22 protein-coding genes and 1 pseudogene are annotated in these 22,283 nt (G+C 68.6%); 11 read left to right on the forward strand and 12 right to left on the reverse strand.

The features are described from left to right. Window positions 1–49: 49 nt before the first annotated feature. The 3 genes and pseudogenes from ACZZZQ_RS05015 to ACZZZQ_RS05025 all read left to right on the forward strand — a co-directional run bounded on the left by ACZZZQ_RS05015 (window position 50) and on the right by ACZZZQ_RS05025 (window position 4,273). Window positions 50–2,516: pseudogene (locus ACZZZQ_RS05015) on the forward strand (glycogen/starch/alpha-glucan phosphorylase). Between the two features lie 294 nt (window positions 2,517–2,810). Next, window positions 2,811–3,650 (forward strand): DUF4097 family beta strand repeat-containing protein, encoded by an 840-nt coding sequence (locus tag ACZZZQ_RS05020; RefSeq protein ID WP_053098620.1) that lies wholly within the window; start codon window positions 2,811–2,813, stop codon window positions 3,648–3,650. Beyond that, complete coding sequence (locus tag ACZZZQ_RS05025; protein ID WP_053098619.1) at window positions 3,647–4,273, forward strand: PadR family transcriptional regulator; 627 nt, start codon at window positions 3,647–3,649, stop codon at window positions 4,271–4,273. Before ACZZZQ_RS05020 ends, ACZZZQ_RS05025 begins: the two co-directional genes overlap by 4 nt. A gap of 106 nt (window positions 4,274–4,379) precedes the next feature. On the opposite strand, the gene ACZZZQ_RS05030 is transcribed toward ACZZZQ_RS05025, so the two are convergent. Then, on the reverse strand, window positions 4,380–4,922 hold the full coding sequence (locus ACZZZQ_RS05030; protein ID WP_053098618.1) for a universal stress protein: 543 nt from the start codon (window positions 4,920–4,922) through the stop codon (window positions 4,380–4,382). Window positions 4,923–5,071: 149 nt separating this feature from the next. Here ACZZZQ_RS05030 and ACZZZQ_RS05035 point away from each other — a divergent pair, with 149 nt between their 5' ends. Both ACZZZQ_RS05035 and ACZZZQ_RS05040 read left to right on the forward strand, forming a co-directional pair. Then, on the forward strand, window positions 5,072–5,260 hold the full coding sequence (locus ACZZZQ_RS05035) for a DUF3073 domain-containing protein (RefSeq protein WP_042537993.1): 189 nt from the start codon (window positions 5,072–5,074) through the stop codon (window positions 5,258–5,260). A gap of 132 nt (window positions 5,261–5,392) precedes the next feature. After that, the gene (locus ACZZZQ_RS05040) at window positions 5,393–6,214 is read left to right on the forward strand and encodes an MOSC domain-containing protein (RefSeq protein ID WP_463507039.1); all 822 of its coding nucleotides are present in this window, start codon (window positions 5,393–5,395) and stop codon (window positions 6,212–6,214) included. Between the two features lie 49 nt (window positions 6,215–6,263). On the opposite strand, the gene ACZZZQ_RS05045 is transcribed toward ACZZZQ_RS05040, so the two are convergent. The 3 genes from ACZZZQ_RS05045 to purM are packed head-to-tail and all read right to left on the reverse strand — an operon-like array spanning window position 6,264 to window position 10,177. Next, on the reverse strand, window positions 6,264–7,571 hold the full coding sequence (locus tag ACZZZQ_RS05045) for an MFS transporter (protein ID WP_056276518.1): 1,308 nt from the start codon (window positions 7,569–7,571) through the stop codon (window positions 6,264–6,266). Further along, a complete protein-coding gene (gene purF, locus ACZZZQ_RS05050; protein WP_053098615.1) occupies window positions 7,568–9,040 on the reverse strand; it encodes an amidophosphoribosyltransferase in 1,473 nt (490 codons plus the stop codon). The genes ACZZZQ_RS05045 and purF overlap by 4 nt, the downstream gene beginning before the upstream one ends. Window positions 9,041–9,046: 6 nt before the next feature. Beyond that, on the reverse strand, window positions 9,047–10,177 hold the full coding sequence (gene purM, locus ACZZZQ_RS05055; protein ID WP_053098614.1) for a phosphoribosylformylglycinamidine cyclo-ligase: 1,131 nt from the start codon (window positions 10,175–10,177) through the stop codon (window positions 9,047–9,049). A 62-nt stretch (window positions 10,178–10,239) separates the two neighbouring features. Between purM and ACZZZQ_RS05060 the strand changes: the two genes are divergently transcribed. After that, window positions 10,240–10,872, forward strand: coding sequence for a hypothetical protein (locus tag ACZZZQ_RS05060; protein ID WP_053098613.1), 633 nt, complete (start codon window positions 10,240–10,242; stop codon window positions 10,870–10,872). Between the two features lie 15 nt (window positions 10,873–10,887). Here ACZZZQ_RS05060 and ACZZZQ_RS05065 read toward each other — a convergent pair whose 3' ends face one another. Next, window positions 10,888–11,202, reverse strand: coding sequence for a hypothetical protein (locus ACZZZQ_RS05065; protein WP_053098612.1), 315 nt, complete (start codon window positions 11,200–11,202; stop codon window positions 10,888–10,890). 65 nt (window positions 11,203–11,267) lie between these two features. Continuing rightward, window positions 11,268–11,639 (reverse strand): sterol carrier family protein, encoded by a 372-nt coding sequence (locus tag ACZZZQ_RS05070; RefSeq protein WP_463507040.1) that lies wholly within the window; start codon window positions 11,637–11,639, stop codon window positions 11,268–11,270. Between the two features lie 197 nt (window positions 11,640–11,836). Between ACZZZQ_RS05070 and ACZZZQ_RS05075 the strand changes: the two genes are divergently transcribed. The 4 genes from ACZZZQ_RS05075 to ACZZZQ_RS05090 all read left to right on the forward strand — a co-directional run bounded on the left by ACZZZQ_RS05075 (window position 11,837) and on the right by ACZZZQ_RS05090 (window position 15,721). After that, window positions 11,837–12,517: an NUDIX hydrolase gene (locus tag ACZZZQ_RS05075; RefSeq protein ID WP_320489674.1), complete on the forward strand. Its 681-nt coding sequence runs from the start codon at window positions 11,837–11,839 to the stop codon at window positions 12,515–12,517. 47 nt (window positions 12,518–12,564) lie between these two features. After that, window positions 12,565–13,842 (forward strand): phosphoribosylamine--glycine ligase, encoded by a 1,278-nt coding sequence (purD, locus tag ACZZZQ_RS05080; RefSeq protein ID WP_463507041.1) that lies wholly within the window; start codon window positions 12,565–12,567, stop codon window positions 13,840–13,842. Window positions 13,843–13,940: 98 nt separating this feature from the next. Next, window positions 13,941–14,405 (forward strand): winged helix-turn-helix transcriptional regulator, encoded by a 465-nt coding sequence (locus tag ACZZZQ_RS05085; protein ID WP_463507042.1) that lies wholly within the window; start codon window positions 13,941–13,943, stop codon window positions 14,403–14,405. Next, window positions 14,402–15,721, forward strand: a complete 1,320-nt coding sequence (locus tag ACZZZQ_RS05090; protein WP_463507043.1) for an MFS transporter — start codon at window positions 14,402–14,404, stop codon at window positions 15,719–15,721. The genes ACZZZQ_RS05085 and ACZZZQ_RS05090 overlap by 4 nt, the downstream gene beginning before the upstream one ends. Window positions 15,722–15,782: 61 nt before the next feature. Here ACZZZQ_RS05090 and ACZZZQ_RS05095 read toward each other — a convergent pair whose 3' ends face one another. The 6 genes from ACZZZQ_RS05095 to ACZZZQ_RS05120 form a co-directional block, all read right to left on the reverse strand. Further along, on the reverse strand, window positions 15,783–16,511 hold the full coding sequence (locus ACZZZQ_RS05095) for an amino acid ABC transporter ATP-binding protein (RefSeq protein ID WP_056276496.1): 729 nt from the start codon (window positions 16,509–16,511) through the stop codon (window positions 15,783–15,785). Next, on the reverse strand, window positions 16,508–17,986 hold the full coding sequence (locus tag ACZZZQ_RS05100) for an amino acid ABC transporter substrate-binding protein/permease (protein ID WP_072590633.1): 1,479 nt from the start codon (window positions 17,984–17,986) through the stop codon (window positions 16,508–16,510). Before ACZZZQ_RS05100 ends, ACZZZQ_RS05095 begins: the two co-directional genes overlap by 4 nt. A gap of 119 nt (window positions 17,987–18,105) precedes the next feature. Then, window positions 18,106–18,636, reverse strand: a complete 531-nt coding sequence (locus ACZZZQ_RS05105) for a GNAT family N-acetyltransferase (RefSeq protein WP_072590632.1) — start codon at window positions 18,634–18,636, stop codon at window positions 18,106–18,108. Window positions 18,637–18,732: 96 nt separating this feature from the next. Further along, window positions 18,733–20,310, reverse strand: coding sequence for a DHA2 family efflux MFS transporter permease subunit (locus ACZZZQ_RS05110; RefSeq protein ID WP_463507044.1), 1,578 nt, complete (start codon window positions 20,308–20,310; stop codon window positions 18,733–18,735). After that, a complete protein-coding gene (locus ACZZZQ_RS05115) occupies window positions 20,307–20,918 on the reverse strand; it encodes a PadR family transcriptional regulator (RefSeq protein WP_400340027.1) in 612 nt (203 codons plus the stop codon). The genes ACZZZQ_RS05110 and ACZZZQ_RS05115 overlap by 4 nt, the downstream gene beginning before the upstream one ends. Before the next feature lie 88 nt (window positions 20,919–21,006). Then, window positions 21,007–21,222, reverse strand: a complete 216-nt coding sequence (locus tag ACZZZQ_RS05120) for a hypervirulence associated TUDOR domain-containing protein (protein ID WP_072590630.1) — start codon at window positions 21,220–21,222, stop codon at window positions 21,007–21,009. Between the two features lie 99 nt (window positions 21,223–21,321). Between ACZZZQ_RS05120 and ACZZZQ_RS05125 the strand changes: the two genes are divergently transcribed. Continuing rightward, on the forward strand, window positions 21,322–22,200 hold the full coding sequence (locus tag ACZZZQ_RS05125) for a phosphoribosylaminoimidazolesuccinocarboxamide synthase (protein WP_295103404.1): 879 nt from the start codon (window positions 21,322–21,324) through the stop codon (window positions 22,198–22,200). Window positions 22,201–22,283: the final 83 nt, after the last annotated feature.

Below are 22,283 nucleotides of genomic sequence, written 5' to 3' on the forward strand. Positions count from 1 at the left end.
GTGGCCCCACCATCGCTACGGTCGACACGTGCCCGAATCACACTCCGCCATGCATCCGCTCGCCCTCGCTCCGGTGATCGCTCCCCCGAGCACCGTCGACGAGTTCGTGAAGCGATTTCTGCACAACCTCAATCTCGAGCGCGGCGTCGCGCTGTCGGCATCGAGCGCGAACGACCGCTATCTCGCGCTCGCGCACACGGTGCGCGACTACCTGATGGCTCGCTGGCTCGAGGATCTGCGTCACCAGAAAGAGACGCAGGCGAAGGGCGTCTGCTATCTCTCGGCGGAGTACCTGCTCGGTCGCCAGCTCGACAACAATCTGCTCGCGGCCGGTCTCACCGACATCGCCGACCAGGCCCTCGCCGCGTGCGGCGTCTCGCTCGACGACCTGCGCGCGCACGAGGTCGAGCCCGGTCTCGGCAACGGCGGGCTCGGGCGCCTCGCGGCCTGCTTCGTCGACTCGCTCGCCACGATGGGCGTGCCCAGCATCGGATACGGCATCCGCTACGAGTACGGGATCTTCCGACAGACGTTCGTCGACGGCCAGCAGGTCGAACAGCCCGACTCCTGGCTCACGCTCGGTTCGCCCGTGGGAGTTCGCCCGTCCCGAAGACGCACAGACCATCGCGTTCGGCGGCCACACCGAGAAGTACGACGACGACGGCATCACGCGCAGCCGCTGGGTGCCGGCGTGGAACGTGCAGGCGGTGCCGTACAACTACATGGTCCCTGGGTTCCGCAACGGGCGGGTCAACACCCTGCGCCTGTGGAGCGCCGTCGCCACCAGCGCGTTCGACCTGCGCATCTTCAACTCCGGCGACTACGAAGAGGCGGTGCGCGCGCAGACCTACGCCGAGACCATCTCGAAGGTGCTCTACCCCGAGGACTCCACGCCGCAGGGCAAGGAACTGCGTCTGCAGCAGCAGTACTTCTTCGTCGCCGCATCGATCCACGACTTCCTCGACAACATGCTCGCCGACGGCTTCGAGCTCGCGAACCTCCCCGACCGCGTGATCTTCCAGCTCAACGACACGCACCCGGTGATCGCTGTGCCCGAGTTCATGCGGGTGCTCGTCGACGAGAGGCATCTCGAGTGGGATGCCGCGTGGGCCATCACGCAGCAGTGCTTCGCCTACACGTGCCACACGCTGCTTCCGGAGGCGCTGGAGGTGTGGCCGGTCGAGCTGCTCGGGCGCCTGCTGCCCCGCCACCTCGAGATCATCTATCGCGTCAATGACGAATTCCTCGTCGCAGTGCGCGAGCGGTTCGGCGATGACGAGATGCTCGTGCGCAACATGTCGATCATCGCGGAGCACCCGGTCCGCTCGGTGCGCATGGCATACCTGGCGACCGTCGCGGGCGCCAAGGTCAACGGCGTCGCCGAACTGCACTCGCAGCTGCTGCGCGACAAGGTGCTGAGCGACTTCGATGTGTTCTTCCCCGACAAGTTCACGAACGTGACCAACGGCGTGACGCCGCGGCGCTTCCTCCGCCTCGCCAATCCCGAGCTCTCGTCGCTCATCACCGCGGCGATCGGCGAGGGCTGGACCACCGATCTGGAACGCCTGCGCGAACTCGAGCCCTTCGCCGATGATGCCGAGTTCCGCGCCGCGTTCGCCTCGGTGAAGGCCGCCAACAAGCGCCGCCTGAGCGACGCGCTGCGCGAACGCGACGGTGTCGAGATCAGCGACGGCCACATGTTGGATGTGATGGTCAAGCGCCTGCACGAGTACAAGCGTCAGCTGCTCAAGGTGCTGCACATCGTCACCACCTACGAGGGGGTGATCTCCGGACGCCTCGCAGTGTCGGATGTCGTGCCGCGCACCGCGATCTTCGGGGCGAAGGCGGCTCCCGGCTACGCGATGGCGAAGCGCATCATCCACCTCATCAACGCGGTCGGCGAGGTCGTGAACACCGACCCTCGGCTGGAAGGCCGCCTCACGGTCGTCTTCCCTCCGAACTACAACGTGACGCTGGCCGAGCGGGTCATCCCCGCCGCCGACCTGTCGGAGCAGATCTCGCTCGCAGGCAAGGAGGCGTCGGGCACCGGCAACATGAAGTTCGCGCTGAACGGCGCGCTCACGATCGGGACGGACGACGGGGCGAACGTCGAGATCCGCGAGCTCGTCGGAGACGACCATTTCTATCTGTTCGGCATGAGCGAGCCCGAGGTCGAGGCGCTCAGCATCCGCGGTTACCGGCCGCAGGAGTTCTACCAGCACGACGAGGGACTCCGCCGAGCGATCGACCTGATCGCATCCGGGGCCTTCTCCCGCGGCGACCGCTCGGTGTTCGAGCCGGTCGTCTCGAATCTCCTCTACGAAGACCGCTTCATGGTGCTCGCCGACTATGCGTCGTACATCGAGGCACAGAGCAGAGTGGATGCCGCGTACGCCGACCAAGACGCGTGGAACCGCTCAGCGATCCTCAACGTCGCCCGCACCGGTTTCTTCTCGTCCGACCGTTCGATCCGCGATTACATCGACCGGATCTGGCACACCCCGCCTCTCGTCTGAGGCGTCCTCCTGGGCTGTTTCCTGTGTTTCAGGCCCGGTCGTCCAGACCGTGTGGAGGCCGGATCGTCCAGACCGTGTACAGGCCGGATCGTCCAGACCGTGTACAGGCCGGATCGTCCAGACCGTGTGTAGGACCGAAGCACGTCTGCAGGAACATCCCACACGGATTCTCCTGCAGACGTGCCGCGATCCTGCAGACGGGATGCTCGGACCCCCCTTGACAGAGTCGAGATATATCGTGTTACTCTGTGCAGACACGATATATCGTGATCCCTCGAACCAGGAGAAGCAGACATGACCGAGAAGTGGCTCATCGCCCCCGGCGAAGAACGCGTCATCGACATCGAGAACGTCACCCGACTGAAGATCGGCCTGGTCGGCGGTCAGGTCGATGTCATCGCACACGACGAACCCGGCATCCGCATCGAGGTGCACGGCGTCACGACCAAGGACCTCCGCATCGAGGCGAACAACGGCGAGGTCGAGATCGACCACCCGCAGCTCGGCTGGGACAACTTCCTCGAGGTGTTCCGCAACTTCGGATCGGGCGGCCCCAAGGCCGAGGTGAGCGTCGCCGTCCCCCGCTCGATCGCCCTCAACCTCGGCGTCGTGAGCGCCGGAGCGCTCGTCTCGGGCATCCGCAACGACGCCCGCCTCAACACCGTCTCGGGCGACCTCATCGTCGACACCCTCATCGGTGACCTGACCGTCAACTCGGTCTCCGGCGACGTGCAGGTGCGCGGACTCACGGGATCGATCAGCGCGAACAGCGTCTCGGGCGATGTCGCAGTCACGGGCACCATCCGTCGCGCGACCGTCGACATCGTCTCGGGCTCGACACTGGTCGACGCCGCAGGCGACGTGAACACGATCAACGTCAACTCGGTCTCGGGCGGCACCACGGTGCGCCTCGACGAGTCGCTCGCTGCGAACTACGTCATCCGCTCGCTGAGCGGGCGACTGCTGATCGACGGCGTCGAACGCGGCTCCTCCGGCATCAACAACTACACCGGCTCGACGGGCGAGCTCGCAGGACGCTTCGTCGATCTGCGCGCCAACTCGGTCTCCGGCGGCGTGACCGTGCTGCGGCGCACGCCCGAGTCGATCACCGACGATGCGGAGTGGGAAGCATGAGCCCCGCAGTCTTCTCGCACGGCGACCTCAGGCTCTACCTGCTCTCGCTGCTCGCCGAGGCGCCGCAGCACGGCTACGGGATCATCCAGGCACTCACCGATCGCACGGGCGGCACCTACACGCCGAGCGCCGGCACCATCTACCCTCGGCTCGCCAAGCTCGAGGAAGAGGGGCTGGTCACCAAGACGGTCGACGGTCGCACCACGATCTACGCGATCACGGATGCGGGACGCGCCGAGCTGGCATCTCGCGAAGGCGACCTCGCGGGAATCGAGGCGGGCCTGACCGACTCGGTGCGACTGATCGCCAACGAGGTGCGGCAGAGCGTCAAGGAGGCCATGAAGAGCCTCCGCGCTGACCTCGCCACGGCGGAGAAGGACGACCGCGCTGCATCCAAGTCCCGTCCGCGGACGGCAGGCGACGACGAGCGCATCGTCACCCGTGAGGAGCTGCACCGAGCGGATGCCGTCATCAACGCCTTCCGCGCACGCGTGCGCACCGACCTCCGCACCCACGTGGCGAAGGGCGGCACGCTGCCGGCATCCGTCGTCTCGCAGCTGGAGGACGGCCTGGACGCCGCGGCACGAGGCATCACCACCGCGCTGGCGTCACTCGGCCGCTGAGCTCAGCGGCCGACGCCTGCTGAGACGCTCGAAGCCCCTCCCGTCACACGACGAGAGGGGCTTCGGCCGTTCGCCTCCCCAGGAACTCAGCGAGGGATGCCGAGACCTACTCGGTCCAGATCTCGGGCTGCTCGTCGGGCACGGGCTCCTGCAGCGGCACGACGAGCACCGACCGGTGCTGGCGGTGCGCGAGGCGGGCAGCGACGGACCCCGTGAAGAACTCGCGGATCGACTCTCCGATGCCGCGCTTGCGTGTGCCGACCACGATCAGCTGGGCGTCGAGCTTGTTCGCCAGCTGTTTGATGGCGAGCGCCGGATCGCCCACGAGCTGCCGGGCCGTCCATGTCAGGCCCGTTCCGTCGAGGGCCGCAGCCGCCTCCGCCTGCACGGCCTCGAACTCGGCCGTACCGGCATCGAAGTTGATGTCGATGGGCGCCGAGTGCACGTAGCCGTCGGGGTCCTCATAAGTGACGAAGCGCGTGACGTCGACGTGTGCGACCACCAGCGGCACGCGGAGGAGCCGTGCGAATCGCGCCGCCTCTTCGATCACCCGTTTCGGCTGACCCGGCTGCATCCCGACGATCACGGCCTTCTGCAGTGTCGCGTTCTGCGCGGCCTCGTCGGAGGGCGTCGAGGTGTTGTCGGTCATGAGGATCGCTCCCTTCACCAGCTGCCAACGGGCCAGTGCGGTCTGGCCGCGTGCTATTCTGAATGCTACTCTTACCGGCCCTCAGCCGGTGTCGTGAATGACTCGGGCCAGTCGTTGCCCGCAGCTTAACTCGTGAGGGGGTCTCAGGCATGGGCCGTGGCCGTCAAAAGGCGAAACACACCAAGATCGCCCGCGAACTGAAGTCGTTCAGTCCGTCGGTGAACTACTCGGCGCTCGAGCGCGAACTCGCGCACCCGAGCGACGCTGAAGACGCATACGTCGACAAGTGGGCCGACGAGTATGCAGACGAAGACGAGGACGAACTCGAAAAGGCCTGACCGCCTCTTCGCTCGTCATCGATTCCCCCGTGCACCGCACGGGGGTTTCGTCGTGTCCGAAATCCCGGAACTCTCGGCATCCACGCCGGGCTCGTGACGGACGGACACCGCGTGCCCTGAGAGGATCGACCCATGGCCCGCGTCGTCTCCCTCTTCCGTCATCCGATCAAGGGCTTCACGCCCGAGTCGGTCGAGTCCCTCACCGTGCAGTCTGATGGGCGCATCGCCGGCGATCGGGTGCTGGCGTTCCGCTTCGCCGACGCGATCGCGCCGGAGTCTCGTGACGGACTCGACCACTGGCCGAAGGCGAAGGGACTCTCCCTGCAGGACTTCCCTGGCCTCGCGGCATTGCGCACCGACTACGACGACGATCGGCAGCGCGTGCGGATAGAGCACGAGGGTTCCGTGCTCGTCGAGGCGGGACTCGATGACTCCGGTCGTGGCGAGCTCGCGGACGCGGTGACCGAGTTCGTGCTCGCGAGCCCGGAAGGCCGGCGGATCCGGCGCCCCGGACGACTGCCGCTCGTACTCGTCGGCGACGGTGTGACGTCGAGGTTCCAGGATCGTGAGCGCGGCTACGTCTCCGTGCACAGTCGTGGCAGTGTCGACGCACTGAGCGACTCTCTCGGCTTCGGCATCGATGACCGCCGGTTCCGCTCCAACGTCGTCATCGACGACGTCGCCCCCTGGTCGGAGCTCGACTGGGCCGGCGAGCTGAGCATCGGCGAGGTGATGTTCCGCACCGCGGGGCCGATCGTGCGCTGCCTCGCGACACACGCCAACCCCGACACCGGCGTTCGCGACGCGAAGGTGCTCACAACCCTCACGAGCGCCCACGGTCAGGACGAGCCGACTCTCGGCCGACTCCTTCTGCCGCCGCAGGACCCGGCCGATGCGTCAGCGCCATGGGTCGGCGGCACGATCAGCGTCGGCGACGAGGTGCGAGCGCACTGACGGACCTCGGGCCCACGCCGATCCACCGGCGCCCCTTCACCGCCGCGAGTCACCAGCGACCGTGGCGACGCTCCCAGTCCTCTTCGATGGTGCGACGTCGACCGGCGATCCATCCGGCGGGGATCACCGCGATCAGAACCCCCACGAGCACCCACAGGGGAATCTCCCAGCTGTCGGTCATGTCGTGCAGCAGGCCGATCAGCAGCGGGAACACCGCGGCGACCGCGTAGCCGATGCTCTGCACGAAACCGCTGAGGGCCACCGCGCTCTCGGGCGTGCGGGCCCGGATGCTGAGCAGCACGAGGGCGAGCGGGAAGAGCCCGGGTGCGAGGCCGTAGAAGACCACCCACAGCGGCAGCGCCACCGTGGGCAGGAACAGGAATCCGAACAGCCCGATGAGCCCGCACGCGATCGAGATGAAGAACACAGGACGGGTCGCCTGGAACCGGACGATGAGAATGGGCACGAGCAGAGAGCACGGCAGGCCCATCAGGCCGAACAGCGAGAGCAGCAGCCCCGCATTCGCCGGCGAGACCCCGCCCACGTCAATCATGATCGACGGCAGCCATGCGAAGGAGACGTAGGCCAGCGTCGACGACGACGCGAACACCAGCGCGATCGACCAGGCCATGGGCAGCCGCCACAGCCGACCGAAGACCCGCGGATTGGCTGGCGTCGTCGCGATCGGTCCGGTCGCCACGGATGCTGCGTCGTAGCCGTCGCGCTCGATCTCGGTCGCGGCGGACTCCGTACGCGCGGGAGCCGAGGCGACGGCATCCGCCCGGCTCGTGACGAGCATCGCCACCCAGGGCACGAGCGCGATCGCGGCGAACACGCCCCACAGCCCCAGCGACACCCGCCACCCGGCCGAGTCGGCGAGCGGCACTGCGACCAGCGGCGGCACGAACGTCGACACCGCCATGGTGGTCGAGTAGACCGTCATCATCAGGCCGAGGCGATCGGGGAAGTACTTCTTCACCAGCGGCGGCAGCAGCACGTTCCCCGAGCCGACGCCCGCGAACACCACTGCCGTCGCGGCGAGCAGCGATGTCGAGTCGACGGCGAGGCTGCGCAGCAGCAGTCCGGCGGCGATCAGGGCGATCGCCACGACAGCCACGCGCTCGAGTCCGAATCTCCGCTCGAACAGCGGCGTCAACAGCCCGAACACCGCGAAGCACACCGGCGGCGCGGCTCCGATCAGGCCGACGACGACCGACGAGACCGGGAAGTCGTCGGCGACGTGGTCGAGCACGGGCGACAGCGACGCCACGGCCGAGCGCAGCGAGAACGCGACCAGCACGATGCCGACCAGCGCGAGCGCACGGCCACGCCAGAGCGGCTGCGCACCCGAGGTCACGAGGTCTGCGACCCCTCCACCCAGGCCAGGTACTCGTCGGAGACCGTGCCGGTGACGTACCGGCCGTCGAAGCAGCTCATGTCGAGGTCGCTCAGCACGGATCCCTCGGTGATCGCAGCCTTGAGGTCTTCGACCTCCTGATAGACCAGGTGATCACAGCCCAGCTCGGCGGCGATCTCGGGGATCGTCCGGCCGTGGGCGATGAGCTCGTGACGCGACGGCATGTTGATGCCGTAGACATGCGGGTGACGCACCGGCGGAGCCGCGGAGGCGAACGTCACAGAGGTGGCACCGGCATCCCGGGCCATCTGGATGATCTCCTTCGACGTGGTCCCGCGCACGATCGAGTCGTCGATCAGCAGCACGTTCTTGCCCTGGAACTCGGTCGACATCGCGTTCAGCTTCTGACGCACGCTCTTCTTGCGCACGGCCTGCCCGGGCATGATGAAGGTGCGGCCGACGTAGCGGTTCTTGTAGAAGCCCTCGCGGTACTCGATGCCCAGCTTGCGGGCGACCTCCATGGCGGCGGGCCGGGAGGAGTCGGGGATCGGCATGACGACGTCGATCTTGTCCATCGGCACGTGCTTCGCGATCGTGTCGGCGAGACGGTCGCCCATGCGCAGGCGCGACTCGTAGACCGAGACGCCGTTCATGACCGAGTCGGGTCGGGCGAGGTAGACGTACTCGAACGCGCAGGGCGCGAGAGTGGTCTCCTTCGCACACTGCCGGCTGTGCAGCTCGCCCTCGTTGGTGATGAAGATCGCCTCACCGGGCTCGACCTCGCGCACGACCTCGTAGTCGGCGTTCTCGAGCACCAGCGACTCGCTCGCCACCACCCATTCGTCGCGGCCCTCCGCGCCGGGGACGGTCGAAGGACGACGGCCGAGGATCAGGGGACGGATGCCGAACGGGTCGCGGAACGCGAGCAGACCGTAGCCCGCGATCACTGCGATCACGGCGTACGCGCCCTCGATGCGTTCGTGCGTGCGCTCGACGGCCTCGAAGACGCGCTCGGCGTCGAGGTCGACCGTCGACGTCGTGTTCTGCAGCTCGCCGGCGAGGACGTTGAGCAGCAGCTCGGTGTCGCTCGACGAGTTGAGGTGACGGCGGTCGCGCTTGGCCATGTCGGCCGTGAGCTCGCGCGTGTTCGTCAGGTTGCCGTTGTGGATGAGGATGATGCCGTAGGGCGCGTTCACGTAGAACGGCTGCATCTCCTCTTCGTTCGACGCGGTGCCCTTGGTCGCGTAGCGCACATGGCCGAGGCCGACGTTGCCGAGGAGTCCGCGCATGTCACGAGTGCGGAACGCCTCGCGGACCATGCCCTGCGCCTTGGCGTTGTGCATCACGCCGTTCGCCTCGGCGGTCGCGATTCCCGTTGCATCCTGACCGCGGTGCTGCAACAGCAGGAGTGCGTCGTAGATGTCCTGATTGACCGGGGCAGAGCCCACCATTCCGACGATGCCGCACATGGACTCTTACTTCGCTCCGTCCGCGTAGGCGCCGATCAGGCGCACCGCTCCACCGTCGACGCCCTTGGCGCCCTGTTCGAACTCTCCTGCCGGCCGAGCGCCGAAGCCCACGGTTCCGACCTGCCACGCGGGCATGCCGTCGGCCGCGAGCGCTGCGATCGCGGCATCCTTCTTGTCGGCTGCGACGATCGCGAGGAACCCGATTCCGAGGTTCCAGGTGCCCTCGGCGGACTCCAGCGTGGACCCGGCGATGTCGCTGAGCACGCGGAAGACCGGGCTCGGCGACCAGGTGCTGCGGTCGACCTCGGCCCAGCTGCCCTGCGGGAGCACGCGCGCGAGGTTCGCCGCGATGCCGCCGCCGGTGACGTGGCTGAGCGAGTGGACCCCGCCCGAGCCTGTGCCGCCGCCGAGCTGCTCGATGAGGCGCAGCAGCGGGAGCGTGTAGAGACGAGTCGGCTCGAGCAGCGCCTCGCCCCACGTCTTGCCGAAGTCGGCGGCGTTGTCGCCGTAGCCGATGCCCGCGTTCGTGACGATGTGGCGCACGAGCGAATAGCCGTTGGAGTGCAGTCCGCTGGACTCGACGGCGATGACGACGTCGCCGTCCTGCACGCGGTCGGCCCCGAGGATGCCGTCGGCCTCGACGACTCCGGTCGCGGCTCCTGCGACGTCGTAGTCGCGCGGGCCGAGAAGACCGGGGTGCTCGGCGGTCTCGCCGCCGATGAGCGCGGTGCCCGTCGCGGTGCACGCCTCGGCGATGCCGCGCACGATGTCGGCGATGCGCTGCGGGAAGACCTTGCCGCACGCGATGTAGTCGGTCATGAAGAGCGGCTTGGCGCCCACCACGACGATGTCGTCGACGACCATGCCGACCAGGTCCTGGCCGATCGTGTCGTGCTTGTCGATGGCCTGCGCGATGGCGACCTTCGTGCCGACGCCGTCTGTGCTCGTGGCGAGCAGCGGACGACGGAAGTCGCGCAGCGCACTCGCGTCGAACAGTCCGGCGAATCCGCCGACACCGCCGAGCACTTCAGGGCCGTGCGTCGCGCGCACGGAGGACTTCATCAGCTCGACGGCGAGATCGCCTGCAGCGGTATCGACGCCGGCTTCGGAATAGGGATTGGTGGGGGAGGCAGCCACACCTCCAGCCTACCGCCCGCGGAGACCTCCTCTCCCCTCCCTCCATCTCCTACGATGGGGCCATGGCCGACAAGCCGCAGTGGTTGATCCGCGAGGACGCGAGCGTTCCGGTGCTCGTCGCGCTCGCGCTGCGGCAATCGCTCGGCATCCGCGCCCCGGAAGATCTTCCGAGCCTGCGCGATCTGCCCGTCCGGGCACCGGATGCGGCCGAGGTGACGCCCGAGCTCGAGAAGCAGTGGCGCGACTACTGGGACATGACCGTCGAGCCCCGAGCGCATCCGTCCGGCGTGCCGCTCGAGCTCGTCGACGGGTTCGACACGCTGGTGGCGCTGCCGGCGACCGGTGCCGAACAGCTCGCCGAGGCGATCGCGCCGCATGCCGCATCGGCGATGCACTACGCCCGCGTCGCACACGATCGCTACGTGTCGTCGATCCACAGCTCGATCGCCAACCGGTCGGGTGGCGGGACGATCGGGGGCGAGTCGTATCGCGCCTATGCCAGCGCGATCGCCGAGTTCGAGCGCGAGATCGGTCGCCGTGCGCACTCGTTCGAGCTCAACGTGCAGGTGCTGCCGTTCTCGCAGCGGGGGATCTGGTGGATCGGCGCGCTCACCGTCGCGGTGACCGACGGCCTGCGCCGCGACGTGGTCTCGTTCGACGCGGCGATCCGGCCCATCATCGCCGAACTGGCGTGACGCCCCGGGGCGTGATCAGTCGTTCGCGATGATCGTCTCGTGCTCGACCCTGACGACGTGGTCGTGGCGACGCGCGACGCGTTCGAGGATCAGCGCGACGACGCTCGCGAGGGCGAAGCCGATCGGCACCGTCCACAGCAGCAGGAATCCGAACACCTGCCCTGGCGGGTAGACGACGTTGACCGCTTCGGACGGCTCGTAGCTGCCCATCATCGTCAGGATGCCGGCGGCGATGATGCCGAGCACGACGCCGATGCCCATGAACACGCCGAAGCGCGGCACGCGGCGGACGGTCGCCTCGACCGTCTGGGAGGAATCGTGGGAGGACATGCATCCATTGTCCCACCGTTGGCTGCGGGTCGCTCCCCCTCCTGCGCACTCAGCCGTGCGACGGGTCAGGGGCGCAGTGGCAGGACGTCCGAGAGATCTGCGCGGGTTCCGGAAGCGCTCACGCGCCCCGAGCCCGCCGCATCCGACCAGTGCTCCGTGCCCGTCGCGACCGCGATCCAGGTCGCCGGGTCCATCTCGACGACATTCGGAGGGGTGCCGCGGGTGTGACGGGGGCCCTGGATCACCTGCACGGCGCCGAACGGGGGCACCCGCACCTCGACGCTGTTGCCCGGGGCCTTCTCGTCGAGCAGCTGCAGCAGGTAGCGCACGGCGGTCGCGAGGGGAGCGCGTTGCGGCTTCTCACCTGCGGCATCCGCGCGCTTGACCTCGTCGAGGGCGGCGCGTCCGTCGATGATGTCGATCTTCCTGGAGGGCATGGAGAAAGGGTACGCCGAGGCTTGTGCGGCGCAGGCGGGGGTGCCTCGTAGGCGCGGGCGCCTCGGACGGAGAGCTGCGCTTCCGAAGGACAGATCACCCGAATCTCTCCTTCGCACGCGGAGATCTCCTTCGCCGGTGACCTGGATCGGACCGATAGTCGCCTGGCGCCCGCGCGCACAGGAATAGGCTCGAGGCGATGAGCCAGAATCCCGATACCCTGCGTGGCGCGCGAGCCGAGCTGATCGCGGCGACGCGGCGCGGTGATGCGTGGGCGAAGCCGTTCCCGGCGGTCGGCGACGGTGCGCATCCGGCATCGGTGCTCGTGCTGTTCGGGCGGCTGGACAGCATCGCGGCCGGGACCGACGAGGCGACTGTCGCCGCCGACCTCGATGTACTGCTGCAGCGTCGGGCCGCGACCCTCTCGTCGCACCCCGGCCAGGTATCCTTCCCCGGCGGCCGGGCCGAGGACACGGATGCGGATGCCGTCGCCACCGCCCTGCGCGAAGCCGAGGAGGAGACCGGACTCGACCCGGACGGCGTCGAGGTCCTCGCGACCCTGCCCGAGCTTCCTCTCGCCGCCAGCAACCACGTCGTCACCCCCGTGCTCGGGTGGTGGCGCACTCCGTCGCGCGTCGCCGCCGTCGATCACGCCGAGACGGTCGAGGTCTTCCGCGTTCCCGTGGCGCAGCTGCTCGACCCCGCCAATCGGCACACGTCGACCATCCATCGCATGGGACGCACGTGGAAGGGGCCCGCGTTCGACATCGACGGCACGATCGTGTGGGGCTTCACGGCGATGGTTCTCGATGCGCTGTTCGATGCAGCCGGGTGGACTCTGCCGTGGGACCCGTCGATCGAGCGGGCGATCGACGTCTGACCGGGAACCCGCCGAAACCCGCGCCCCCGCCTCGGTAGTCTGGACGGGTGAAGATTCTCGTCCTCGGTTCCGGTGCCCGTGAGCACGCGATCATCCTCGCTCTGCGAGCAGAGACCGCGGAGCACGAGATCTTCGTCGCCCCCGGCAACGCCGGCATCGCCCAGGATGCGACCCCCGTCACCCTCGACATGCTCGACGGCGCCGCGGTGACCTCTTTCGCCAACGAGCATGCGGTCGATCTCGTGGTCGTCGGCCCCGAGGCTCCTCTGGTCGCCGGAGTCGCCGATGTCCTCCGGGCCCACGGAATTCCCGTGTTCGGCCCGGGCAAGGCCGCGGCCCAGCTCGAGGGGTCCAAGTCGTTCGCGAAGCGCATCATGGATGCCGCCGGTGTCCCCACCGGTCGCGCAGTGCGCGCCACCACCACCGCAGAGGTCGAGGCCGCGTTCGACGACCTCGGCGCCCCGCACGTCGTGAAGGCCGACGGCCTCGCTGCCGGCAAGGGTGTCATCGTGACATCCGATCGCGCGGAGGCTCTCGCTCATGCCGAGCACTACCTGCCGTCCGGTCCCGTGCTGATCGAGGAGTTCCTCTCGGGCCCCGAGGTCTCGCTGTTCTTCCTGAGCGACGGCGACACCGTCCGAGCGCTCAGCCCGGCCCAGGACTTCAAGCGCGCGCTCGACGGCGACGAAGGCCCCAACACCGGCGGCATGGGCGCCTACTCGCCGCTGCCCTGGCTCGCCGACCAGTTCGGCAGCGAGCAGGCCTTCGTCGACGAGGTCACCCGCGACGTCGCCCTGCCCGTGATCCGTCAGCTCGACGAAGAGGGCACGCCGTTCATCGGCCTGCTGTACGCCGGCCTCATCCTTACTCCCGCAGGCGTGCGCGTCATCGAGTTCAACGCCCGCTTCGGCGACCCCGAGACCCAGATCGTGCTGCCGCGTCTCGTGACCCCGCTGTCGGAGCTGCTGCTCGCCGCGGCATCGGGCACGCTCGAGGACCAGCCCGAGCCCGTGTTCAGCGACGACGTCGCGATCACCGTGGTGCTCGCGAGCGAGGGCTACCCCGAGGCTCCGCAGACCGGCCGCCCGATCGAGGGCCTCTCCGATGCGGCCGCGGTCAAGGGCGTGCGTCTCGTGCACGCGGCGACCGCGAGCCCCGACGCACCCGGCGGATCGCTGATCGCCACCGGCGGCCGCGTGCTCAATGTCGTCGCCGTGGGATCGGACTTCCGCACCGCGCGTGACCGGGCATACGAGGCCATCGGTCTCATCACCCTCGAGGGCTCGCACTTCCGCACGGACATCGCTGCCCGCGTCGCGGAGTAGTCCGACCCGTCGTCGCTTTCCTGCCGATTCGCGCAGGTACTCCGCCAACTCGGCCGAGAACTGTTGACACCGCCAGCTTTCTTCAAGAAAGTTGGCGGATGCCGCTCCGCTCCGACTGGTCGACAGCCACCTGCCCGATCGCCCGCTCCGCCGATGTGCTCGCCGACCCGTGGGTCCTCCTGATCCTGCGGGAGCTCTTCTCCGGCCGCTCGCGCTTCGACGAGCTGCGCGATGCGACCGGCGCCGCCGACTCCGTGCTCGCCCGGCGCCTCGCCTCGATGGGCGAGGCAGGTCTCGTCGCACACGGTGACCCCGGCTATCGGCTCACGGATGCCGGACGCGAGACCCTCCCGATCCTGCACGCCTACGCGCGCTTCACGAGCACGACCGATCCTGACGGGTCCTGGGGCCTGACCGTCAGCTGCGGTCGCTGCGGCGAGGCGACGGCATCCGCCGACTGGTGCGCGACCTGCGCCGCCCCACTCGACGCCGACAGCACGCGATGGACCCGCCGCAGCGTGGGCGGCGAGCCGTTCGCCCTCACGTCGGGCGACGCAGCGTGACCGCAGACTCGGTCGAGGAGCCGACCGGCACCCCGACACCCGCACTCCGGCAGCGCCGCATCCATCCCGCCTGGATCGTCGCACTCGTGGCCCTGATCGCGCTGATCGGAGCCGCCGGATTCCGCGCCGCGCCCGGGGTGCTGATGCTGCCCCTGCAGGACGAGTTCGGCTGGACCACCGCGGAGCTCTCCCTCGCCGTCACGGTCAACCTGCTGCTGTTCGGCCTCACCGCTCCCTTCGCCGCCGCGCTGATGCAGCGCTTCGGCATCCGCGCGGTGACCGTGACCGCTCTGTTCGTGATCGGCGCCGGCGCCGCGCTGAGCGTCTTCGTCGCCACCCCGGCGCAGCTCATACTCACGTGGGGTGTGCTGATCGGACTCGGCACCGGGTCCATGGCGCTGGTCTTCGCTGCGACGATCACCGACACCTGGTTCGCGACCAGACGTGGGCTGGTCTCGGGTGTGCTCACCGCCGGCAGCGCGACCGGACAGCTCATCTTCCTGCCCGTGATCGCCGCGGCGGCCGAGGACATCGGATGGCGCGGAGCATCTCTCATCATCGCCGGCGGTGCTCTCGCGGTCGTCCCCCTGGTCTGGATCTTCGTGCGCAACCGACCGAGCGACCTCGGCGTCACCCGCTACGGCGACACCGGCCCCGTCACCGTGGCCGCGCGGCCGAAGGGCAACGCGTGGGGCGCCGCCCGCCTCGCCCTCACCACGTTGCGCGACGCCGCCCGCACCAAGACGTTCTGGGCCCTCGCGATCGGGTTCGCGATCTGCGGCGCCACGACCAACGGTCTGATCGGCACCCACTTCATCCCCAGCGCGCACGACCACGGGATGCCGACGACGACCGCGGCCGGACTGCTCGCCGTCGTCGGGATCTTCGACATCGCCGGCACCGTGTTCTCGGGGTGGCTGACCGACCGGGTGAACCCCCGCATCCTGCTGGCCGCTTACTACGCGCTGCGCGGCGTGAGCCTGCTCTTCCTGCCGAGCCTGCTGTCGGCCGAGGTGCAGCCGAGCATCATCGTCTTCATCGTGATCTACGGCCTCGACTGGGTGGCGACTGTTCCGCCGACCATCGCGCTGTGTCGCGAGGTCTTCGGAGGCCGAGGGCCTCTGGTGTTCGGCTGGGTGTTCGCCGCGCACCAGATCGGCGCCGGCATCGCCTCGTTCCTCGCGGGCATGGTGCGCGACCACACCGGCCAGTACACGTTCGCCTGGTTCGCCGCCGCCGGGCTCTGCGCGGTCGCGGGGCTGGTCAGCGCGACGATCCGCCGGCATCCGGCGCCGACGCCGACTCCGACGCCCTGACCCGACACGAACGAAGGCCCCCGTCCGGAACCGGATGGGGGCCTTCGCGAAGGAGATCCGCTCAGAGGACCTTCGAGAGGAAGTCCTTCAGCCGCTCGTTCTTCGGCGCGCCGAACAGCTCGGCGGGCGGCGCCTCCTCGACGACGACTCCGGCGTCCATGAACACCGTGCGGCCCGAGACCTCGCGGGCGAAGCCCATCTCGTGCGTCACGAGCACCATCGTCATGCCGCCGGACGCCAGGTCGCGGATGACCTGCAGCACCTCGCCCACCATCTCGGGGTCGAGGGCGCTGGTCGCCTCGTCGAACAGCATGATCTCGGGGTCCATCGCGAGCGCGCGGGCGATCGCCACGCGCTGCTTCTGACCGCCCGACAGGGATGCCGGCTTGGCATCGGCCTTCTCAGCCAGGCCCACGCGGTCGAGCAGAGCCAGAGCGCGCTCCTTCGCCTGGGCCTTCGAGAGCTTGCCGAGCTCGACGGGAGCGAGAGTGATGTTCTCGAGCACCGTCATGTGCGGGAACAGGTTGAAGTGCTGGAACACCATGCCGATGCGCTGGCGCACCTCGTCGAGCTTGACGCTCTTGTCGGTCAGGTCGACGCCGTCGACGATGACATGGCCCGACGTCGGCTCCTCGAGCTTGTTGAGGCAGCGCAGCAGGGTCGACTTCCCCGACCCCGACGGGCCGATGACCGCGACGACTTCGCCGTCCTCGACCGTGAGGTCGATGCCCTTGAGCACGTGGTTGTCGCCGAAGGACTTGTGCAGGTCTCTGACCTCGATCTTGCTCATGCGGTGAACTTCCTCTCCAGGCGGTTCGCGAGCAGCGTCAGAAGCGTGATCACGACGAAGTAGATGATGGCGACGATCGTCAGCACCTGCGCCGACAAGTACGTCGAGGCGATGATCTGACGCGACACGAAGGTCAGCTCTGCGAGGCCGATGACGCTGATGAGCGACGTGTCCTTGAGGGTGATGATGCCCTGGTTGACGAACGAGGGGACCATGATGCGGAACGCCTGAGGCAGCACGACCTTCTGCATCGTCTTCCAGTGTCCGAGACCGAGCGAACGCGACGCTTCGGCCTGGCCCGGATCGACGGCCTGGATGCCACCGCGGATGATCTCCGTCATGTACGCGCCCGTGTTGAGCGAGAGCGTGATGGCTCCGGCGACGAAGGGGTTGAACGTCAGCCCGGGGAAGAGCTGCGGGATGGCGAAGAACACGAAGAACGCCTGCACGAGGATCGGCGTGCCGCGGAAGACGTAGACGTAGGCCGTGGCCACCCAGCGGAACGGCGCGAAGGCCGAGACGCGGCCGAAGCCGAAGATGAGGCCGAGGATGAACGCGGCCACGATCGCGACGAGCGTCGCGAGGATCGTGAGCCAGAGGCCCTCCATGAGAGCGGGCCAGTACTTCACGGCGACGGAGAAGATGTCGGTCGCCTGCGTGGTCTCCTCGCCGCCGGCGAGGTAGCTGTCGACGATCTCGTCGTACTCTCCGGAGGCCTGGAGATTCGCGAGACCCTCGTTGAACATCTCGATCAGCTCGGGGTTCTGCCCCTTGTTGACGGCGAACCCGTACTCGCCGCCGAGCTCCGGCTCACCGATCAGGCGGAAGCCCGACCCCTGCTGGATCCCGTAGGCGAGCACCGGGAAGTCCTCGAAGTAGCCGACGGCCTGGCCTGCCTTGACAGCGTCGACCATGTCGGTGGTGTCCTGGTAGGGCGTGATGCGGAAGCCGTACTCGTCCTGGTTCTCCTCCGCGAAGGTCTGGCCCTGCGTGCCGGTCTTGACCGCCACGGCCTCGCCGTCGAGGTCGTCGAGCGACTGGATGTCGCTCGACTCGAGCACTCCGAGCTGGATGCCGCTGGTGAAGTACGGCTCGCTGAAGTCGAACGTCTCCTGGCGCTCCTCGGTGATCGACATCCCGGCCATGACCGCGTCGACCTGGTTCGCCTGCAAGGCCTGCACGGCGGCGTCGAATCCGAGCTGACGGATCTCGACCTCGAAGCCCTGGTCCTTCGCGATCGCACGCAGCAGGTCCATGTCGATGCCGACGAGCTCACCGTCGGGAGAGGTGAACTCGAACGGCGCGAACGTGGTGTCCGTGCCGATGACGTAGGTCTCGGAGTCATCGGCCGCAGTCGCGGCGGAGGCTCCGCCGAGCAGGGCTCCGACGGCGACGAACGCCGTGAGCGCCATCGCCCCGGCGGTGCGTCCGAGCGCGCGCAGGCGCGCGGAAGCAGAGGTGGGATTTCGGATCACGACGGATGCTCCTCAGAGGGGACGGGCGGCAGGATGCTGCCACCGGGATGGTCGTCGACCATCAACCCTAACCGGCGACGACCGGCACCCCTGTCCCGGAGGCGCTTCGCGGATCGGCGTCAGAGCGTGATCCAGTAGCGCCGGAGCATGGCGTGTCCACGCTCCGACTGGTCGCTGACGTCCTGCAGCACGCCACCGGCCCCCTCGATCGTTCGGTAGGAGCCGACGTTGTCGTCGTCGCACGTGACCAGCACGCGCTCGAGTCCGATCTCGCGGGCACGCTCGAGTCCGAGCCGCAGCGCGGCCGATGCGTAGCCCTGGCGACGACGGGAGGCGCGCACCGAGTAGCCGATGTGACCGCCCGCCTCACGCAGCCATTCGTTGAGCTCGTGCCGGAATGACAGGAACCCGACGACCTCGCCGTCATCCACGATCCAATACAGATCGTTGTGCACGGCATCCTCGGGCAGCTGCGCGGAGGTGTCGGAGAGAACCGCCGACTTCTCGATCAGCGCGTCCAGCGTCGCCCGATCCGGGGTGACCGGCGCCTGCAGACCCGACCCGTCGACGTGCCCGTCACCGAACTCGGCGACCGCAGCCGCCCAGGAGTCGAACAGGTCGGTGGTGGGCCTCGTGAGCTCGATCGTCATCGCCCGATGAGATCACATCTGTCGTCACGGCCGCAAACCGGGAGAGCCGGGCCCGCTGCACGATCGCGCAGTCGACCCGGCTCGCCGACGGACCGGTCAGGCTGCGGGGGCGGGCGCCTCTGCGGGGGCGGATGCCGCGGGATCCGCCTTGTCGTAGCGGCCGAGGAAGAGCGACGCCACGAGAGCGATGACCATCACGCACGCCGGCAGCAGGATCGCCTGCGACATGCCGGCGGCGAATCCCTCGGCGACCTGCGGAGGAAGCGATCCTCCGCCTTCGATCCCCGCGGGTGCGTCGGCGAGACCCGGCAGGTTCGCTTCGAGACGCGACTGCATGAACGCGGCGATGGATGCCGAGCCGATGACCGATCCGATGGTGCGGGTCGTGTTGTAGATGCCCGCGCCGGCACCGGCCTGGCGGGGAGGCAGCTTGCGCGTCGCGGTGGTGGCGAGCGGTCCCCACATTCCGGCGTTGCCGACGCCCATGAGCGCTGAGGGCAGCAGGAACATCCAGATCGCGGTGTCCATGTTGATCAGGGCCGAGTACCAGACGAGCGCCACGACCACGCAGAGCAGACCGGGGATGAGGATGATCCGCGGGTCGATGCGGTCGAGCAGCTTGCCGGCGAACGGGGCGAGCACGCCCGACAGCACGGCCATCGGGATCAGCAGCAGCGCGGCCTGCGTCGGGGTGAGCCCTCGCGCCGTCTGCAGGAAGAACATCATCGGCAGCGACATGCTCGTCACGGTGAAGCCGACCGCGGCGATCGCGACGTTCGCCCCCGAGAAGTTGCGGTCGCGGAACAGTGCGAGAGGCACCAGGGCCTCGCTGCGCGTGCGCGCCTGCCGCACGATGAAGAGCGCGAGCACGACGAGGCCGGTGATGATGATGCTCCACACCGAGATCGGTCCCCAGATCACGCCCCAATCGAACTTCTCGCCCTCCTGCAGTCCGAAGACGATGAGGAACAGCGCCACCGCGCTGAGGATGACGCCCAGGATGTCGAACCGGTGCGCACTGGTCTGCAGCTTCGGGACGAGCCTCCACGCGAGCACGAAGGCGACGATCCCGACGGGGATGTTCACGAAGAAGATCCACTCCCAGCCGAAGCCATCGACGAGCAGTCCCCCGACGAGCGGTCCCACGAGGGTCGCGACGCCGGCCGTCGCACCCCACAGCCCCATGGCGGCGCCGCGGCGCTCGGGCGGGAACGTGCGGGTGATCACGGCCATGGTCTGCGGCGTCATGAAGGCGGCGCCGAGCCCCTGCACGGCGCGAGCGGCGATCAGCATCTCGAGCGAGTTCGACAGCCCGCACCAGAGCGAGGCGAGCGTGAAGATCGCGAGGCCGATGAGGTAGATGTTCTTCGGGCCGAACCGATCGCCGAGACGGCCCGTGATCAGCAGCGGCACCGCGTAGGCGAGCAGGTAGGCGCTGGTGACCCACACGACGTTGTCGAGGTTGTTGGTGGTCGGGTCGAGCGCCGCCTTGATCGCGGGGTTCGCGACCGAGACGATCGTCGTGTCGACGAGGATCATGAAGAAGCCGATGACGAGCGCCCAGAGCGCGGGCCAGGGGCTCGCGGGTCGATGCCCGGCGGCGAAGGTGCCGGTCGAGGGACCGGATGACCCGGATGCCGTGGGCCGGCCTCCGGTCGAGGGGGAATCGGTCATTGCTGTGCAGCCTTTCGCTGAGCGATGTAGCGGTCGGTGTTCTCGAAAGCCGTGGGCCCCCAGGGGAATTCCTCGGCCTCGAGACGATCGAGGAGCGAGTCGAGCCAGCGCAGCTCGGCGTCGAGCAGCACCTCCTGGCGCTCGAACTCGACGAGCACCTGCTCGGGGGCGCCCCTTCTGCGAGCGCCGACCAGCCCGTCACGGTGCAGCGCGTGGCCTTCGGCGAGCGCGGAGCGGCGCTCGCGGAGGCGGTCGATGACGTCGGGACGCTCGAGATTGTGAGCCTCGGCGAGTGCGATGCGGAACTCGGCCGGGCGCTCGATGATCGACAGCTCGCGACGCAGCCAGGCGATCAGCGCGTCCCGTCCGGCATCCGTGAGCGTGTAGGTGGTGCGCTCGGGGCGGTTGCCCTCTCGGTCGATGCCCACCTCGTCGATGAGACCGGCCCGCTGGAGTCGGCCGACCGTGTGATAGAGCGTCCCGTTCGTGACGGCGAGCAGCCGTTCGTCGCGGCGCACGCGCATCAGGCGCACCATCTCGTAGGGGTGCATGTCGCCTTCGCGCAGCAGCGCCAGCACCATGACGCCCATCGGGGTCAATCGCTGCATCGGCCCCTCCCCAGATGGTTCCGCTTGAAATAGTCCATGTGGACTATACGCCTGGCACGCGTCCGCGACAAGACGGCGCCCGCGAGCATCAGCTGCTCAGCTTGCGCAGAGCCGATCCCTTGTGCGCCGCGGTGTCGCCGCTCTTCTCCGACTTCACGATGTAGGCGGGATCATCGTCGGAGGCGGTGAAGCTCTGCCCGGCGAACCGGAAGTCCTTCGTCCGCTTCTCCTCGACGGTGCCGTGCGTGCGCCCCTGCGACGTGTTCCAGCTCACCCGGTCCCCCGTGGAGAGATCCTTCGTCATGACTCCTCCGTTCGTCTTCCGTCGAGCCTCGCCGATGCATCGGAGGTCCCACCAGGGCTTGACACGACACCGGTGACGTCGACCCGGGATAATGGGCGGGTGAGCACACCTTCGGACAGCAACGCGCAGACCATCCCCGGCTGGCGCCACATCTACTCGGGCAAGGTCCGTGACCTGTACGCCTCGGACGACGCCGCCGACACCCGCATCCTCGTGGTCGCGTCCGATCGCGTGAGCGCGTTCGACTTCGTGCTCTCGCCCGGCATCCCCGAGAAGGGCGCGCTGCTCACGCGTCTCAGCCGCTGGTGGTTCAGCGAGCTCGACGATGTGCCCAACCACCTCGCCGAGGGTGAGATCCCCGCGAGCGTCGCCGACCGCGCCATGCTCGCGCAGTCGCTGGAGATGCTTCCGGTCGAATGCGTCGTGCGCGGCTACATCACCGGATCCGGATGGGCCGAGTACACCGAGAGCGGCACCGTGTGCGGCATCCCGCTGCCCGCCGGCCTGCAGAACGGCGACCGCCTGCCCGAACCGCTGTTCACCCCGGCCTACAAGGCGCCGATGGGCGAGCACGACGAGAACATCACCTTCGAGCAGACCGTCGAGCTCGTCGGGGCCGATCGCGCGGCCGAGCTGCGCGACGTCTCGATCTCGCTCTACACACGCGCCGCCGCGATCGCCGAGGAGAAGGGCCTGATCCTCGCCGACACCAAGTTCGAGTTCGGGACGGATGCCGACGGCGTCCTGCACCTGGCCGACGAGGTGCTCACGAGCGACTCGTCCCGGTACTGGGATGCCGAGGCCTGGCGCACCGGAACCACGCCGAGCGAGCGCATGGCGAGCTTCGACAAGCAGATCGTGCGCGACTGGCTGGCCGCGAACTGGGACAAGCAGGGTGAACCGCCCGTGCTGCCCGACGACATCGTCGAGCGCACCGCCGCCCGGTATCGCGAGCTCATCGAGCGCCTCGGGGCCTGAGGCCCGGTACCGCCCCCGTCCCTCACTCCATTCCCACTCGCTGCGAAGGAGATCTCACCCAGCGAAGGGGCGATCTGCGGATG

The organism is Microbacterium sp. AC132 (assembly GCF_979258525.1).

Excerpts from the sequence above, each read along its gene's own strand:
- ACZZZQ_RS05020 (WP_053098620.1), top strand. The coding sequence starts at position 2,811 with ATGACCGAGAAGTGGCTCATCGCCCCCGGCGAAGAACGCGTCATCGAC.
- ACZZZQ_RS05025 (WP_053098619.1), top strand. The coding sequence starts at position 3,647 with ATGAGCCCCGCAGTCTTCTCGCACGGCGACCTCAGGCTCTACCTGCTC.
- ACZZZQ_RS05030 (WP_053098618.1), bottom strand. The coding sequence starts at position 4,922 with ATGACCGACAACACCTCGACGCCCTCCGACGAGGCCGCGCAGAACGCG.
- ACZZZQ_RS05035 (WP_042537993.1), top strand. The coding sequence starts at position 5,072 with ATGGGCCGTGGCCGTCAAAAGGCGAAACACACCAAGATCGCCCGCGAA.
- ACZZZQ_RS05040 (WP_463507039.1), top strand. The coding sequence starts at position 5,393 with ATGGCCCGCGTCGTCTCCCTCTTCCGTCATCCGATCAAGGGCTTCACG.
- purF (WP_053098615.1), bottom strand. The coding sequence starts at position 9,040 with ATGTGCGGCATCGTCGGAATGGTGGGCTCTGCCCCGGTCAATCAGGAC.
- ACZZZQ_RS05060 (WP_053098613.1), top strand. The coding sequence starts at position 10,240 with ATGGCCGACAAGCCGCAGTGGTTGATCCGCGAGGACGCGAGCGTTCCG.
- ACZZZQ_RS05065 (WP_053098612.1), bottom strand. The coding sequence starts at position 11,202 with ATGTCCTCCCACGATTCCTCCCAGACGGTCGAGGCGACCGTCCGCCGC.
- ACZZZQ_RS05070 (WP_463507040.1), bottom strand. The coding sequence starts at position 11,639 with ATGCCCTCCAGGAAGATCGACATCATCGACGGACGCGCCGCCCTCGAC.
- ACZZZQ_RS05075 (WP_320489674.1), top strand. The coding sequence starts at position 11,837 with ATGAGCCAGAATCCCGATACCCTGCGTGGCGCGCGAGCCGAGCTGATC.
- ACZZZQ_RS05085 (WP_463507042.1), top strand. The coding sequence starts at position 13,941 with ATGCCGCTCCGCTCCGACTGGTCGACAGCCACCTGCCCGATCGCCCGC.
- ACZZZQ_RS05095 (WP_056276496.1), bottom strand. The coding sequence starts at position 16,511 with ATGAGCAAGATCGAGGTCAGAGACCTGCACAAGTCCTTCGGCGACAAC.
- ACZZZQ_RS05105 (WP_072590632.1), bottom strand. The coding sequence starts at position 18,636 with ATGACGATCGAGCTCACGAGGCCCACCACCGACCTGTTCGACTCCTGG.
- ACZZZQ_RS05110 (WP_463507044.1), bottom strand. The coding sequence starts at position 20,310 with ATGACCGATTCCCCCTCGACCGGAGGCCGGCCCACGGCATCCGGGTCA.
- ACZZZQ_RS05115 (WP_400340027.1), bottom strand. The coding sequence starts at position 20,918 with ATGCAGCGATTGACCCCGATGGGCGTCATGGTGCTGGCGCTGCTGCGC.
- ACZZZQ_RS05120 (WP_072590630.1), bottom strand. The coding sequence starts at position 21,222 with ATGACGAAGGATCTCTCCACGGGGGACCGGGTGAGCTGGAACACGTCG.